The 14,770-nt window shown below is 61.4% G+C and carries 14 protein-coding genes; 2 read left to right on the top strand and 12 right to left on the bottom strand.

What is annotated here, in order from left to right; translation table 11 throughout:
• Positions 1-12: 12 nt before the first annotated feature.
• On the bottom strand, positions 13-480 hold the full coding sequence (locus BM074_RS06020; RefSeq protein ID WP_091920469.1) for a DUF2721 domain-containing protein: 468 nt from the start codon (positions 478-480) through the stop codon (positions 13-15).
• Positions 481-566: 86 nt separating this feature from the next.
• Between BM074_RS06020 and BM074_RS06015 the strand changes: the two genes are divergently transcribed.
• Positions 567-1,013: a DUF1810 domain-containing protein gene (locus tag BM074_RS06015; protein WP_091920467.1), complete on the top strand. Its 447-nt coding sequence runs from the start codon at positions 567-569 to the stop codon at positions 1,011-1,013.
• A gap of 33 nt (positions 1,014-1,046) precedes the next feature.
• Positions 1,047-1,355: an MliC family protein gene (locus BM074_RS06010; protein WP_091920465.1), complete on the top strand. Its 309-nt coding sequence runs from the start codon at positions 1,047-1,049 to the stop codon at positions 1,353-1,355.
• Between the two features lie 48 nt (positions 1,356-1,403).
• Here BM074_RS06010 and BM074_RS06005 read toward each other — a convergent pair whose 3' ends face one another.
• The 11 genes from BM074_RS06005 to BM074_RS05955 form a co-directional block, all read right to left on the bottom strand.
• Positions 1,404-2,186, bottom strand: a complete 783-nt coding sequence (locus BM074_RS06005) for a 3-hydroxybutyrate dehydrogenase (protein ID WP_091920463.1) — start codon at positions 2,184-2,186, stop codon at positions 1,404-1,406.
• Positions 2,187-2,211: 25 nt separating this feature from the next.
• Positions 2,212-2,970 carry an acetoacetate decarboxylase gene (locus BM074_RS06000; protein ID WP_091920461.1) on the bottom strand — a complete coding sequence of 253 codons (759 nt, stop codon included), beginning with the start codon at positions 2,968-2,970 and terminating at the stop codon, positions 2,212-2,214.
• Between the two features lie 39 nt (positions 2,971-3,009).
• Positions 3,010-4,188: a patatin-like phospholipase family protein gene (locus tag BM074_RS05995; protein ID WP_027230731.1), complete on the bottom strand. Its 1,179-nt coding sequence runs from the start codon at positions 4,186-4,188 to the stop codon at positions 3,010-3,012.
• 175 nt (positions 4,189-4,363) lie between these two features.
• Complete coding sequence (locus tag BM074_RS05990; protein ID WP_091920459.1) at positions 4,364-5,896, bottom strand: trimethylamine methyltransferase family protein; 1,533 nt, start codon at positions 5,894-5,896, stop codon at positions 4,364-4,366.
• A gap of 43 nt (positions 5,897-5,939) precedes the next feature.
• A complete protein-coding gene (locus BM074_RS05985; protein WP_091920457.1) occupies positions 5,940-7,499 on the bottom strand; it encodes an ABC transporter substrate-binding protein in 1,560 nt (519 codons plus the stop codon).
• Positions 7,500-7,530: 31 nt separating this feature from the next.
• A complete protein-coding gene (locus BM074_RS05980) occupies positions 7,531-8,559 on the bottom strand; it encodes an ABC transporter ATP-binding protein (protein ID WP_175498914.1) in 1,029 nt (342 codons plus the stop codon).
• Complete coding sequence (locus tag BM074_RS05975) at positions 8,556-9,554, bottom strand: ABC transporter ATP-binding protein (RefSeq protein ID WP_091920442.1); 999 nt, start codon at positions 9,552-9,554, stop codon at positions 8,556-8,558. Before BM074_RS05975 ends, BM074_RS05980 begins: the two co-directional genes overlap by 4 nt.
• Entirely contained in the window at positions 9,551-10,462 is a 912-nt protein-coding gene (locus BM074_RS05970; RefSeq protein ID WP_091920440.1) for an ABC transporter permease, read from the bottom strand. Before BM074_RS05970 ends, BM074_RS05975 begins: the two co-directional genes overlap by 4 nt.
• Before the next feature lies 1 nt (position 10,463).
• Complete coding sequence (locus BM074_RS05965) at positions 10,464-11,393, bottom strand: ABC transporter permease (protein ID WP_051614836.1); 930 nt, start codon at positions 11,391-11,393, stop codon at positions 10,464-10,466.
• A gap of 70 nt (positions 11,394-11,463) precedes the next feature.
• Positions 11,464-13,482 (bottom strand): CocE/NonD family hydrolase, encoded by a 2,019-nt coding sequence (locus tag BM074_RS05960; protein ID WP_091920438.1) that lies wholly within the window; start codon positions 13,480-13,482, stop codon positions 11,464-11,466.
• The gene (locus tag BM074_RS05955) at positions 13,479-14,765 is read right to left on the bottom strand and encodes an MFS transporter (RefSeq protein WP_091920436.1); all 1,287 of its coding nucleotides are present in this window, start codon (positions 14,763-14,765) and stop codon (positions 13,479-13,481) included. Before BM074_RS05955 ends, BM074_RS05960 begins: the two co-directional genes overlap by 4 nt.
• Positions 14,766-14,770: the final 5 nt, after the last annotated feature.

The raw sequence follows: 14,770 nt of genomic DNA, 5'->3' as shown, positions 1-14,770 counted from the left end.
CGATGCGTTCTCCTATCTGCGCTGGCGCTGGTCGCGGGCTATCTGGCGCAACATGCTTTGGCTTGCTGTCAGAATTTCGAACAGGAATGCGATTAGCGCGCCGACCAGGGCGAAGACGGCTCCGGCAAAAAGCCAGTACAGCACGTGTTCGCGAAAGCCCGAGCGGCCGATGGCACCGCCGAGCAGCGATACAATCGCAAGGCAGGTCAACACGCCCGCGAGAGTGCCAAACACCACGGCGATTTCCAGCGCGAGCGTGCGGAAGCGCAGGTAACTGAGTTGTGTCAGCCGTGCTGTACTGAGCTCGTGGTCGGTGCCGATCAAGTCCGAGATCTGATTGACGCGATCGGAGAGACGGGCGAGGCGGGAGACAAAGGCATTGAGGAAGCCCGCGGTGCCGGCAAGCAGGAAGACCGGCGTCAGCGCCGTCTCCAGCGTATTGACGATTGATACGATGACAGGCGACGACGTGGCATCCATAAGCATTCCCCCAATGTATACATCGTTGCCGCTGCACCTTACATTATTCCAGTCAAGATGGCTTGAGCAACACGGAGGAGGTCCATATGCCGCCGGAGGATCCCTTCAACCTCGCGCGATTTGTGACAGCGCAGGCCCCCGTCTATCAGCAGGTGCTGCTTGAATTGCGCGCGGGACTCAAGCAGAGCCACTGGATGTGGTTCATCTTCCCGCAATTGCGCGCACTTGGCCGCTCATCGACTGCGAAATTCTATGGCATCGCTTCGCTTGATGAGGCGCGCTCCTATCTCGACCACCCCCTCCTGGGCGGCCGGCTCGCAGAATGCACCAACACCGTCCTCGCTATCCGCGGGACGACCTTGCATGGGATATTCGGTTCGCCCGACGACATAAAGTTTCGCTCGAGCATGACATTGTTTTCGCTGGCAGCGCCCGTGACCGACAGTCCCTACCAACGGGCCCTTGACTATTGGTGCGACGGTGTACCTGATAAAAACACGCTGGCGTTGATCGACAACGGCAACGGCGGATAGCTCGCCTGACATCTAGCCGAGGGGTATAGCGGAATGAATTCAAGGTTGATCTTCGGGATTTGCGGGCTTGCTCTGGCGTTCGTGCCGGTAGCGGCGCTTGCAAAGGACGTGAAATACAAGTGTGCCGACGGCTCCCGCCTGACCGCCAGCTTTACGCCACCGGGCGATGGCTTCGGCACGGTCGATCTCGTCTTCGCCGGAAGCGGCGATACCTATACCCTGCCGCAGGCGCTCTCCGCCGACGGCGGGCGCTATGCCGATGAAAATACCGAGTTCTGGACCAAGGGCAGGGAAGCGAAACTGACGCGCAATGGCAGCAGCACGACCTGCCAGGAGGAGTAGACCGCGGGGAGTCTTCCCCATGAACTGGAAAGACCCCACTTATCCGATCTATTGCATGAACCAGCCGTGGCTCACGACCAGCGATTGTCCGGTCAACGCATTTGTCCTGGAGCCGGCAAAGTAAAGTACGGCGTCCGCCACGTCGTCGGTGGTCGTAAATTCGCCGTCGACCGTATCCTTCAGCATGACATTCTTGATGACTTGCTCCTCGGTTATGCCGAGTTCCTTGGCCTGTTCGGGTATCTGCTTCTCGACCAGCGGCGTGCGCACGAAACCGGGGCATACGACATTGGCACTGACATTGTGCTCGGCACCCTCCTTGGCCACCACCTTGGCAAGACCGATAAGGCCGTGTTTGGCCGTGACGTAAGGCGCCTTGAGTTTGGAGGCTTCCTTGGAATGGACGGAACCCATGTAGATGACCCGGCCATAATTGGCTGCGTACATGTGCTTGAGACAGGCTCTTGTCGTCAGGAAAGCGCCGTCGAGATGGATCGACAGCAGCTTCTTCCAGTCGGCAAATGGAAAATCGACAATCGGCTTGACGATCTGGATGCCGGCATTGCTGACGAGGATGTCGATCTTGCCATATTTGGCGATGACGTCGGCAACGCCCTTTTCCACTTCCGCTTCGTCGGTCACATTCATTGCCACGGCAAAAGCGTCACCGCCATCTGCCTTGAACTCATCGGCGGCGGCGTTGGCGGCGTCAATGTTGAGATCGGCAATCACCGGAGTGCCGCCCTCAGCGGCAAAGCGCAGCGCGATCTCCTTGCCGATGCCGCTTGCAGCGCCCGTTATGATCGCAACTCTTCCTGTAAAGCGAGACATGCTCCACCTCTTTGCTGTTCGGAAATCAATCCTGTTTCAGATAATCGAAAACGACTTCGCCAAGGCCAAGGGTCAGGTCGGCAACGTAGTGGCTCGCCGAGATCACTTCGCGCACCGGAAGCCGGGCGACGTCGCACATCGCGTGTTCGTAGAGCTGCAGGGCAGCCGGGCCAGACCATGCGCCTTTCAAGGTCACGTCCTCGAAATAGTAGCGCACCAGTTCGCAAATGCGCGGCGTGCAATCGACATGCGGAATGATCTTGATCATGAAGGCCGGTTTTGTGAGCGCCTTCCTTAAGGGCTCGAGATCGAGCTCCCTGTGTTTGTAGCCCATCGTTGCCGTGACGCAGAGGACGCTGCCATAGTGCAGCGTGCCGACGATTGTCTCTTGTTCATGGCTGAGCTTTGGCGATGCAAGCTTTTTCGGAAAACCCCATATCTCGCGCCCGCCGGCAATCGGCGAGTTGTCGTCGAGATACATGGCGTGAACATAGCCGCCTTCCTGCACCTCGCCGGAAGGAGTTCTGAAACGAACAGGAATGACCTGGCCGGTTTCCGTGTAGTCGCCGAAGCCGGTCGAGTCCGGCATGCGGATAAATTCATAGGCGACAGTATCGCCGATGACTTCAAGCGGTTCGGGCACCACGGCGCGCAAGGCGTCGGGATCGGTCCTGTAATTGATAACAACAAACTCCCGGTTGTAGAATTTGTAAGGCGGCTTAGGATATGCCGGATCGTTGAGCGGCATGGCGAAGGCTTTGGCGCGGACATCTTCGATATTCATGGGTGTGCTCGCTGCTCGTTGGGAGACGGGTTTGATAGTCTAGGCTAAGTCAAACGTGGCGACACCGTCCGGCGTATCGGGGCGTTCCAGCACTTCGGGATGCCGCAGCGTACGAACCGCGTCATTGTACCCCGAAGCCCAGTGCTCCTCCATCGTCAGGCGGGAAAATTCATAGTCCTTGGAAGTTCCCTCATAGGATCGTGCGCGATAGATCAGTTGCACGATGTTGTAGACGGTTTCATCGGCCTGCTCGATCAGAAGCTTGGTCTCGTCATCGGCCGCGGCCAGCGTTTCCTTGGGCACCATCTTGAGCAGATGCTTGAGCGCCCGACGTAGGCGCTGGGCCCGCTTGAACTGGTCCGTGGCGGCGCGGGTACGGCTCGAAAAGCGTATTTCCTTCTGGCGCAGCTCTATGCCTACAAGGTCGCGCGGGATTTCACCGCGTGCGCTCCAGAGGTCAACCTGGAAAGCCAATGTATCCTTGCGCGGATAGCTCTCAAGCACCCATTGCAGGGGCGTGTTGGAGATCAGCCCGCCATCCCAATAATATTCCCCTTCGATCCGCGTCGCCGGGAAGCCCGGCGGCAGCGCGCCGCTCGCCATGATATGGTCGGGCGTGATGTGGTGGGTCGTGCTGTCGAAATATTCGAAGTTTCCCGAGCGAACATTGACCGCACCGACGCTGAAGCGTGTTCCCCCTTCATTGATCCGGTCGAAATCGACCAGCTCTTCCAGCGTTGCCTTGAGTGGCGCGACATCATAGAAGCTCTCGGCCTCCATGCTGCCAGCTGGCGAGATGAAGGGTGGCAGCGGCCGCGGGATGAAAAAGCCCGGCGCGCCGCCCACCATGGTGACAAAGGCCTGTGCCTGGTTGACGAAGCCATGGGCCATGTCGCCCCTTGCAGCAAGCTTGCCGAGCCAGGCCGAAGCCAGTGACGCGACGCCAAGCGGCGGCTCGGTGACCGCTTCCCAGAATTTGCGTAGCGCATCGACGCGCCGCTCGGGCGCATTGCCGGCAATGAGAGCCGAATTGATGGCGCCAATCGAAATGCCGGCAACCCAGTCGGGGTGAAGGTCCGATTCGGCGAGCGCCTGGTAGACGCCGGCCTGATAGGAGCCGAGCGCGCCGCCGCCCTGGAGGAGCAGGGCGATCCGCTCGAAGGGTGGACGCTTGCTTGTATGGTGGGTCTTTTTTCTCGGCGTGCGATTGACGGTCATGCGGGCCAATCCGGTTTATGAGAGGTCGCTTCGATCACGCCCGCGGAAAGGTTTGCGGCTGGCGTGATGACAGCCGGCATCGATCCCACAAGACTTGTCCGGACTATATACAGGAAATCAAAAGCCGAACAGGCCACATCGATGCGACCTGTTCGCTACTATCGGCTCGCGACGGTCAAAACTTGCCGGCGTGGATTTCCTCCTTGCGCCTTGCCACATAGGCTTCCAGCGCTTCATCGACGCCGGGGTCGAGCGGCGGCTGCTCATAGGTGCGCAAAAGGTCTTTCCAGATCGCATTGGCGCGGTCCGTGCCGCTGCGCCCCCCGCTTTCCGACCAGTTCTCGAAATTGCGCCAGTCCGAGAGCATCGGCTCGTAGAACGCGTTCTCGAAGCGCGCGAGCGTATGGCCCGTGCCGAAGAAGTGACCACCGGGTCCAACCTCGCTGATGGCATCGACCGCAAGACTGTCCTCATCGACGAGAATAGGATCGAGGAAGCTGCGCATCATCTGCAGCATTTCAGCATCGAGAATGAGCTTCTCGAACGAAGCCGTCAGCCCGCCTTCGAGCCATCCGGCGGCGTGTTCGATCAGGCTTACTCCGCCCATGATCGTACTCCATAGTGACATCCCGCTCTCATAGGCGGCCTGTACGTCCACCAGATTTGAGGCCGTCACATTCGATGAGCGGAAGGGCACGTTGTAGCGCCGCGCCAGCTGGCCAGACGCAATTTGCGCCTTGGCATATTCCGGCGTACCGAACGCCGGTGAACCGGTGCGCATGTCGACATTGGAGGTGAAACCGCCGTAAAGCACGGGCGCGCCTGGTGCGACGACCTGCGACAAGGTCATCAGGGCAAGGGCTTCGGCATTTTGCTGGGTCAGGGCGCCGGCGATCGTCACTGGACTCATGGCACCCGAAAGGGTGAAAGGTGTGAGCGCCACCGGCTGGCCGGCGCGGGCCATGGCGCAGAGGCCCTCGCCCATTGGAATATCGAGCCGCAATGGCGAGTTGGAGTTGACGACGGTGAGCGCCGCCGGCTTTGCCCGCAGTTCCTCGCGCGTCTGGCCGAGCGTGATGCAGAGCATTTCGATCGCATCCTCGACGCGGTAGCCGCCAAGCGCCCAGCACTGCCAGTTCTTGTCGGTGAGCCGGATCGCGGCAAGATAGAAATCGAGATGGCGCGAATCAGGTGGCAGATCGGTCGGCTCGCACGGACATCCGCCCTCCTGATGGATCACATTCAGTTGCTGGACGACCCGGATATAATCGCACATATCCGCATAATTGCCGGCGCGCCGGCCCCGGTCGGTATCGTGGACGAAGGCCGGACCGCCGGTCGCGGCAAAGATCAGGCTGCCATCGCCGACGGTCAGATTGTGTGCCGGATTGCGCGCCTGCAGCGTAAAGCTGGAAGGTACGGTCCGTATTTTTTCCTCCACCATCGCCGGATCGAACCGCACCCGCAGATTGGACATATCGATGTCCGCTCCCGCCGCTTTGAGAAGCGTGCGGCTTTCGTCATGCAGGATCTCGATCCCGGTCTCCGACAGAAGCCGCAATGAAGCGCGGTGGATCGCTTCGATCTCGTCCGTGCTCATGATCGCAATCGGCGGATAGCGGTTGGTGACACCGCCAAACGGCATCTGGCGCACCGACCCCGCGCTCGCAAGGCGGCGCTCGCGCCTGTTCAACATGCTCCGGGCCATGATGGCCTCCTTTTCATGCCGGGTTGCCCCGAACCCTGGGGGATCAGCTCTTGCCGAACCGCGTTACGTCGAGATAGCCGTCAGCCATGATGTAGGGCTTCAACCCCTTGCGCACGACCGCAGCAAACGTCTCGTGCGTGAGGAAGATGAAGCCGCCGGATTGCTCCATGATGTCCTGCATCTTCTTGTAGATGACGGAGCGCTTGTCCTTGTCGGTTTCCTTCATGCCGTCGAGGTAAAGCTGTTCGAACTCCGGGCTGTCGAACTGCGACCAGTTGTAGACGCCGATCTGCGACGGGCGGAACCAGGTAAGGTTCTCGGATGGATCGACGCCGCCGGCAAAACTCATCAGCACCATCTCGAGCGTCTTGTAGGTATCGCCCGAACTCTTGTCGCCGAGTGTCCAGTAGACGCCGTCATCATAGGTCTTGATGTCGACGGTAACGCCCACGGCACCGAACACCGCCTGGATAATCTGGCACGTCAGCTGGCTGGTCTTGTCGTTTTGCGCCGCGAGCTCGATCTTCAGGTCAGAAACGCCGGCTTCTTCGAGCAGCGCCTGCGCCTTGGCGGCGTCGGCCGGGAAGAGGATCGCCTCCCGATGGCCTATCATCGAAGGCGGCACGACACCCGTCGCCGGGGCCGCTAGCCCGGAATAGGAACCATCCATGATCTGGTTGACGTCGAGGGCATATTGCAGGGCGCGCCGAACCTTTTCGTCGGCAAACTTCGGGTTGCCGAGATTGATCGCGAGCCAGACGAAGCGGTTGCCGTTCATCTCGATGAGTTCCGTATCGGCCGGAAGCTTTTCGCGATAGTTGGCGAGCGTATTGAGGCTGATCTTCGTGTATTGCAGCGACTTCGATTCATAGGCGAGGGCGGCAGAGTCGTCGTCCGTCACGATCTCGAAGCGCACCTTCGGGAATGTCGGAGCAGGCCCTTTCCACTTCGGGTTGGGCGCGAGCGTGATATTCTGTTTCGGTACCCATTTCTCGATGATGTAAGGACCGGCGGTGGCAGGAGCTTCGGTGGTGAACTTGCCGCCTGCCGCCTCGACAGCCTTCTTGCAGACGATATGGCCCATGTAATAGGGCAATGTCGTAACGAAGAACGGCGCTGACGGCGCCTTCAGATGAATGATGCCCGACCGCTCGCCTGTCACCTCCACCTTGTCCAGTGCATCGAAGGCGTAGGCCCAGGCGGATTTGTTTTCAGGATTGGCGACGCGTTTGAACGAGAACTTGACGTCTTCCGCCGTCACCGGACCGAAATCGCCGGTCCATTCCAGCCAGTCGTTGAGCTTGAACTCGATTTCGGTCGGGGACTTCTGGTTGAGTTCGCTTGCGCCATACAGCGTCCAGTTCGCCGCGCCTGAGCGCACATCATCAAGGCGATTGAGCGAGACGAAGAGGCAACGGCCGATCTCCTCCTCGAGCAGCCCGTTCTGGAAAGCCGGGTCGAGAACTTCGATGTCCGAGGCGCCGCGTACGACGAGCGTGTCACCCTCCACGGCATAGGAAAGACCCGGCCGCATGGCGAGGGCGGACATGCCCGCCGCGGCGCCGAGAAGGAAGTGTCTGCGATTGAGCGAAATTGCATGCATTGTTCTGATCCCTCTTTTGTTATGCTTGATTTTATCTGTTTGCGGTCTTCGGCAGGCGTTGTGGCGGCGGACCGACGACGGTCAGCCGCGGCGTCAGCGGATAGTGGCAAGCCACTTCGTGCTCTGCCGATATTGCCGTCTGGAGCGGCCGTTCATGGCGGCAGCGATCCTGCGCGAAGGCACAGCGGGTGTGAAATTCGCAGCCGCTTGGACGTGCCGCGAGACCAGGCACCTCGCCGATCACCGGGGGCGCTTCGCGCCGCTTCGCCGGGTTGGGTATCGGCTCCGAGTCGAGCAGTGCGCGGGTATAGGGATGGCGCGGGGCGCGAAAGATCTCGCGGGCCGGCCCGCTTTCAAGCACGCGACCGAGATAGAGAATGACGATGCGGTCCGAGACGTGGCGGGCGATGGAAAGGTTGTGCGTGATGATAAGAAATGACGTGCGAAATTCTTCGCGAATGTCGAGGAAGAGGTTGAGGACGCCGCCCTGAACCGAAACGTCGAGCCCGGCCGTGGGCTCATCGGCAACGATCAGTCGCGGCACGACCGAAAGGGCCCGCGCCACCGCCGCGCGCCTTGCCTGGCCGCCGCTCAGTGCATGCGGAAATTTCGATAGAAGCGGGCTCACAAGCCCGGCCTTGCGCGCAAGCTCCTCAATCTCCGATCGCGCCACGCTTCCGCTGCGGGCGATGCGGCGTGGTTCGGCGAGGATCGACGCGATGCGCTGGCGCGGATCGAACGAAGTCACCGGGTCCTGGAACAAGAGTGAAGCCTCGCGCCGGATACGCTTGAAACTTGCCGGCGAGAAATCCGATAGAGGCGTGCCGTCGAAGACGATCTGTCCCGCCGAGGGACGCACAAGGCCGAGCAAAGCCCGGCCGAAAGTCGTCTTGCCTGAGCCGCTCTCGCCGACCATGCAAACTATCTCGCCGGGTTTTACGGCAACCGAAATGTCGACCAGAATATCGAGGTCCGGCTTTCTCGAGGGGAACCAGCGCGATGATCGCGGCACCGCGACCGAAAGATTGTTGGCCTCGATCAGTGCCGTCTCCCGCATCATGGCGCACTCCGATGGCAGCGTGAGAAGTGGGAGACGTTGCCGGCGCCGACAGCGACCCATGGAGGCGTCGCGTTGCAACAGCATTCGAGCACCTGCGGGCAGCGCCCCGCAAAACCACACCCGATCCGTACGGGGCGGGGCACTTCGCCACCGATTACCGGAAGCCGCGTCGCCCCAGTTTCAATGAGCGCCGGCTCGCAGGCAAACAGCGCCTTCGTGTACGGATGGCGCGGATCGGCGAAAATGACATCGACCGGACCGTCTTCGACGATGCGTCCGGCATACATTACCGCGACGCGGTCGCAGATTTCGGCAATGACGCCGAGATGATGAGAAATCATCAGGATGGAAACGCCGGCGTTGCGGCGAATCTCGCGCATGAGATGCAGGATTTGGGCTTCCATGGTCACGTCGAGGGCGGTGGTCGGCTCATCGGCAACGAGCAGCGAAGGGCGCATGAGCAACGCCGCGGCAATCGCAACACGCTGGAGCATGCCGCCGGAGAGCTGGAACGGATAGGCTTCAAGCCGCGCGGCCGGGTCAGGAAGGCCGACATCCTGCAAGGCCTTCAGAATCTTCTGGCGTTTTTCCTGATTTGAAAGGCCGCGCTCGCGCCAGAGCAGATCCATGAGCTGGCGACCGAGCTTATGCATGGGGCTGAAGGTCGTCATCGGATTCTGGAATATCATCGCCGCCGCCGGGCCGCGCAACTGGCGCATGGCTTGTTCCGGCGCGCCAAGCATGTCGATGCCGTTCAATGAAAGTGTCTTACCGGAGATCTGGGCGGAGTCTGGCAGGAGGCCAAGGACCGAATGCGCCAGCGTCGACTTGCCAGAGCCGCTTTCGCCGATGATGCCGACGATTTCACCGGGCATGACCTTGAGATCGACGCCGACGACGGCAGGTACGATGCCGCTGTAGCTGATTGAGACATCGGCAAGCTCGAGCACGGGCGCCGGGTTGACGGGCGTTGCGGTTGCAGGGCCAGGGGTCATGGCTTGCGCTCCCGGGCAAGCTTCGGATCAAGCGCATCGCGCAGCGCCTCGCCAAAGAAGGTGAAGCCGATCGTCGCGAGGATAAGCGGTGCGCCGCCGGCAATGACCGGGAGCGCGGTCGAGCGTATGACCGAGAACCCATCGCTCAGGATGTTGCCCCAGCTTGGCACCTGCGGCTTGACGCCAAGACCGAGGAACGAGAGCCCTGCCTCCAGCGTGATGACAGTGGAAATATCGAGGCAAGCGAGAATGAGCAGCGGCCCGATGACATTCGGCAGGAGATGATTGAACAGGATGCGCGGCGTCGAGGCATTCATGGCCTGCTCCGCCTTGATGAAATCGCGCGACTTGAGGCTCAGCGTCTGCGTGCGCACGAGGCGCGCATAGCTCGGAACGGAATATAGCACGATTACGAGGATGACGGTCGGGATGCCGGGCCCGAGAAGAACGACGATGGCAAGCCCGAGCATGATCATCGGCAGCGAACTCAGACTGTCGAAGACGAGGATCAGCGCGGCGTCGAGCCAGCGTGGTCCATAGCCGGCGATGAGCCCGAGCGGCAACGCGGCGACAAGGGCGATGGAAAGCGCCGATATCGCAACCATCATAGCCGTTTGCGTGCCGACGATGACCCGTGAGAAGAGGTCGCGTCCCAATTGATCGGTGCCGAGAAGGTGGGCGAAGGACGGACCGGCGAGGCGTTCCTTGACGCTGATTGCAGTCGGATTGTAGGGCGCGATCCATTGGGCGAAGACCGCGACGACAAGGATCAGGACGACGAGGGTGATGCCGATGCCGCCAAGCGGCGTGTGGAAAATGTCCGAGACAACGCGGCCCGATCGGCGCAGCCAGCCGGGCTCTTTGGTTTGCGATTGGAGCGGGTTCGTATCTATGCCGATGACCGCCATATCAGAGCGCGCTCCTGACGCGAGGGTCGATCCAGGCGGTAACGACGTCGGCAATGATCATGCAGGTGACGTAAAGGCCGGAGGTCACGAGGACGGTGCCCATGACCAGCGGATAATTGCGTGACATCACCGCGTCATAGGTCATCTTGCCGAGCCCAGGCCTCGAAAAGACGATTTCGGCAAATACGGAGCCTGTCAGCAGGCCGCCAAATCCGATCGCGATCACTGAAAGCACGGCAATCAGCGCCTGCCGCAAGGCGTAGCGGAAAATGATCCGGCGTTCGGAAACGCCGAACGAACGCAGCGTGCGGGTATAGTTTTCGCCCATGGCTTCGATCATCGCAGCGCGCACCAGCCGCGCAACGTAGCCAACCCAGCCGAGGCCTATGGCGAAGGAGGGCAGGACGAGCGCCTTCAACTGGCTGACGATATCGCCGGGCGTGCCGGCGCCGATTGCCGGGAGCCAGTTGAGGCTGACGGCGAAGATCAGCAGCGAATAGAGCGCGACGACGAAGGAGGGAACGGCGACGAAACCGACGGAGAGGATGCCGATCAGCCAGTCCGGCCACTTGCCGTGATGGACGACGGCGAAGCAGCCGAGCAATATGCCGAGCGTTACCGCCCACAGGAAGCTCGCCACGGCAAGTGTCGCCGTATAGGGAAGGACCTCGAAGATCATGGTCAGCACCGGCCGCTTGCTCCAGACGTCCTCGCCGAGATTGCCTTCCGCGAGCCGGCCGAGGAAAAGTGCGAGCTGTTTCAGGATGGGCTGGTCGAGACCCATCATCTCGCGAAAAGCTTCGCGCATTTCCGGTGTCGAGCGAGGCCCGAGCGCGACCACGGTTGGATCGCCGGGAATAAGGTGCATCATCGAAAATAGAAGTATTGCCACGATCAGCAGGATGATGGCGGCAAGGCCAATGCGACGCATGATGAAGCTCGTCACCGGCGGACCCTCCGCCACGGCGCGGATCTGGAAACGTGCCCTACGGGATAGGAAGCTACAGGTGATCGCGGTCGATCCATTCGTCCCCCTCCCGTTCAAAAATCAGTTCGTTGCGCTCATAGGCTTCGAGCCGCCACTGCAGGCGGAAACGTTCGGCATCCGCCGTAAGCGTCACCGAGGAGCGTGTTTCCGTATCGGCATCGCTGCTTTTGAAACCAAGGACCCAGCCGGTATCGAGCCGTGCCGAGAGTGGATCGCCGTCCACGATTTCCATCCTGTCGACAACACAGGCCGATGTGACAATGGCGCGGTCGGTCAATTGCTGGCTACCGAAGTCGCTTGTCAGCGTGATCGTTTCCCTGCGTGCGCCGACATCGATGGCAATGTCGCGGCGATGCGCTTCGCTGCTGAGTTCGATCATCTGCACCGGCGTCGCAATCTCTGCCGGCGCAAAGGTCGGATGCACATCGTTTGCCGGCGCATGACGCAAAGGCAGGCTGAGCGTCGAGATGCCGGCGTCGATGGTAAATGTCGGCATCGTCGGCGATGGCCACAGGATCGGCCAGTGCTGGTTGGATAGGATGAGGCGAATGCGGCTGCCCGCGGCAAAGCGACGGCCGACATGATTGAGTTCGAGCCTCACCGTTAGCGGCTCGCCCGGAACAACCGCTTGCGGATGCTCATGTCCGTTGCGGTGCGCGAGGTTCAGAACGCCCCAGGTGACAAGGGTCGATGCTCCGTCGGGGGCGACATCGCAAAGCCGTGCCACGACAAAGCCTTGCGGCGCGTCGGAAGTCAGGACCAGCGAAACGCTTGGCGCGCCGAGGAGATCGATATCCTGCATCAACGGCGCGGTATCGAACTGCAGTCCAATCCCGTCCTCGCGCCGCTGGTCGACGGCAAGATCCGGGACGATGCCGCCGTAGCCGCCATAGCGTCCGCAATCCCGACCGGCGGTCACCGGCGAGCGCAGGATCATGCTCGTCCCGACCTCGGCAACCTCCTCGAGGGCGCCGCGATTGAGATAGAGGCGGTTTTCCCTGATGTTTGGCGAGGGCCACGACGGCTCGGCAACGAAATGTCCGGGGTGTTCCTCGTAAAATGGCGCCGGCGCGTGCGGGTCGTTGATCCATGCCGTGTATTTCGGCTCGTCCATGATGCCGGTGTCGATGCCTTCGAGCCAATGGCGCCACCAGCGTATTGCTTCCTGCAGATAGTTGATGGCAGGGCCCGGTTCGCCGAGGAACGGATAGGCGTGGGTCCATGGACCCACCAGTCCCTTGCACGGCGCGGTGAGACCTTCAAGCAGCCGCGGCACCGCATTCGAATAGGTGTCGTCCCAGCCGCTGATTGCATAGACCGGGATGTCGATGGCGGAAAAATCCTCGCAGACCGAGCCGCGCTTCCAATAGGCGTCGCGGCGCTGATGCCGCATCCACTCGGACGACCAGCATGTGGTTGCGTCGAGTCGTCCGTGCCACATCTCGCGCCAGCGATCACCGACGATCTGCGGGTCCGGCGGCAATGCGCCCAGTCCGAGGATAAACGAGGACCACATGGCGTCCTCGGTCAAAAGACAGCCGCCGAAATAGTGCACATCGTCGGCAAAGCGGTCGTCGGAACAACAGAGCGCGATAATCGCTTTCAGCGCCGGGGGGCGGCGTGCAGCCACCTGCAGCGCGTTGAACCCGCCCCACGAAATGCCGGTCATGCCTACCGCGCCGGTTGACCAGGATTGATGTGCCAGCCAATCGATGATCGCACAGGCGTCGTCAAACTCCTGTTCGGTGTATTCGTCGGCAAGCAGCCCTTCCGAATCGCCGGACCCGCGAATATCGACCCTGCAGCAGGCAAAGCCGTGGCCGGCAAGATAGGGATGCATCTTGAGGTCGCGAAACACCGTGCCGTCGCGACGACGGTAGGGAATGAGTTCGAGGATTGCCGGAACCTTGTTCGTCTCGGCGTCCTCGGGCAGCCAGATCGTCGCTGCGAGCCGCGTTCCGTCCGGCATCGGTATGAAGACAGGGTCGATGCAGCGCACCTTGTGCGGGAATGTCTCGATAACGCGCGTCATGGTTTTGATGTCTCGCTGGATTCTGGGGCATCCGTTTCGGCAGGGGAACCGATCTCCTTGCGCGGCACCCACTCGTAGACCGCCGGCGATGTCTGGGGATAGGTGACGAACTCATCGCGCGTGCCGACGATTGGCTGGCGGAACTGCCGCCAGAGGGCGAAGGATGCGAAAGTGAGCGAGAGTCCAATCCCGTACCAGAAGAAGGAATGCGCGCCGAGATGTTCGACGCCGGTCGCGGCGATGGCCGGCCCGATGGTGCCACCAAAGGCCCAGATCAGCAGAAGGTTCGATGAGAGCGTAACGAATTGCGACGACGAAGCGCGGTCATTGGCGTGCGCCACGCCGAGAGGGTAAAATATTTCCGAAATGCCGCCGAAAACCGAGAACAGGATGAGGAAGGCCCAAAGCGGCGTGTTGCTGTCGACGAGCAGGAACATGCCGCAGACGCCGGCGAGAATGAGCGCAAGCCACAACATCATGCCGCGCCGGTCGAGCCGGTCGGAAAGGTAGCCGAGCGGGAACTGCAAAAAGAGAGCGCCAAGGGCGACGGCCGCCATCAGGATGACGATCCTGTCCTGGCTGAAGCCGAGCTCCAGGCCGTATAGCGGGCCGATGCTCGAGAAGGTCGATGATACGAGACCGGTCAGCAGGCAGGCGAGGGCTCCGAGCGGCGAGGTGCGAAAGGCGCCGAGGAGATCGATGCCCAACGGCGCATGGAGTTGCGGCTCCCCGACCCAAATCGCCGTTACCGGGACCAGCGCCAGGGCATAGAATGCCGCGGTAATCATCAACATGGCATTGCCGGCAGGCGCGATATCGCGCGCAAGCAACTGCCCGAGACCGTAGAAGAGACCGAGCACCAGCACATAGAGGGTAAGCGCGCGGCCGCGGCCCTCATTGGGCACCATCGCATTGAGCCAGCTTTCGATCACGACCGACTGGCCGGCATTGGCGAAGCCGACGACCGCCTGTATTGCCATCATCACGGCGAGTTCCGGCCCGGCTCCCAGGGCAAGCACAAGTACGGAGGATGAAGCGGAGAGCGCAGCATAGGCGCGGACCTCGCCGACCGAGCGAATGAGCCGCACCGAGCCGATGCAGCCGATGAGAAAGCCGGCACCCTCGGCCATGACCACGAGACCGACTGCGTCGGCGCCGTAGCCGTTCTCGATCAGGCGCAACGGCAGCAACGTGTGGAACAACCCTGACCCCGCGGCATGCAGCGCCCCGCCGGCAAGCGGCGAAGCGATCGACCAGGGGGAAAGGGCGGGACGCTCGCTCATGGCCG

The sequence above is a fragment of the Phyllobacterium sp. CL33Tsu genome, from assembly GCF_900113985.1.
GTDB classification, from domain to species: domain Bacteria; phylum Pseudomonadota; class Alphaproteobacteria; order Rhizobiales; family Rhizobiaceae; genus Phyllobacterium; species Phyllobacterium pellucidum.
The sequence above is the reverse complement of the archived record's forward strand: the minus strand, read 5'-3'. Positions and strand labels throughout refer to the sequence as shown.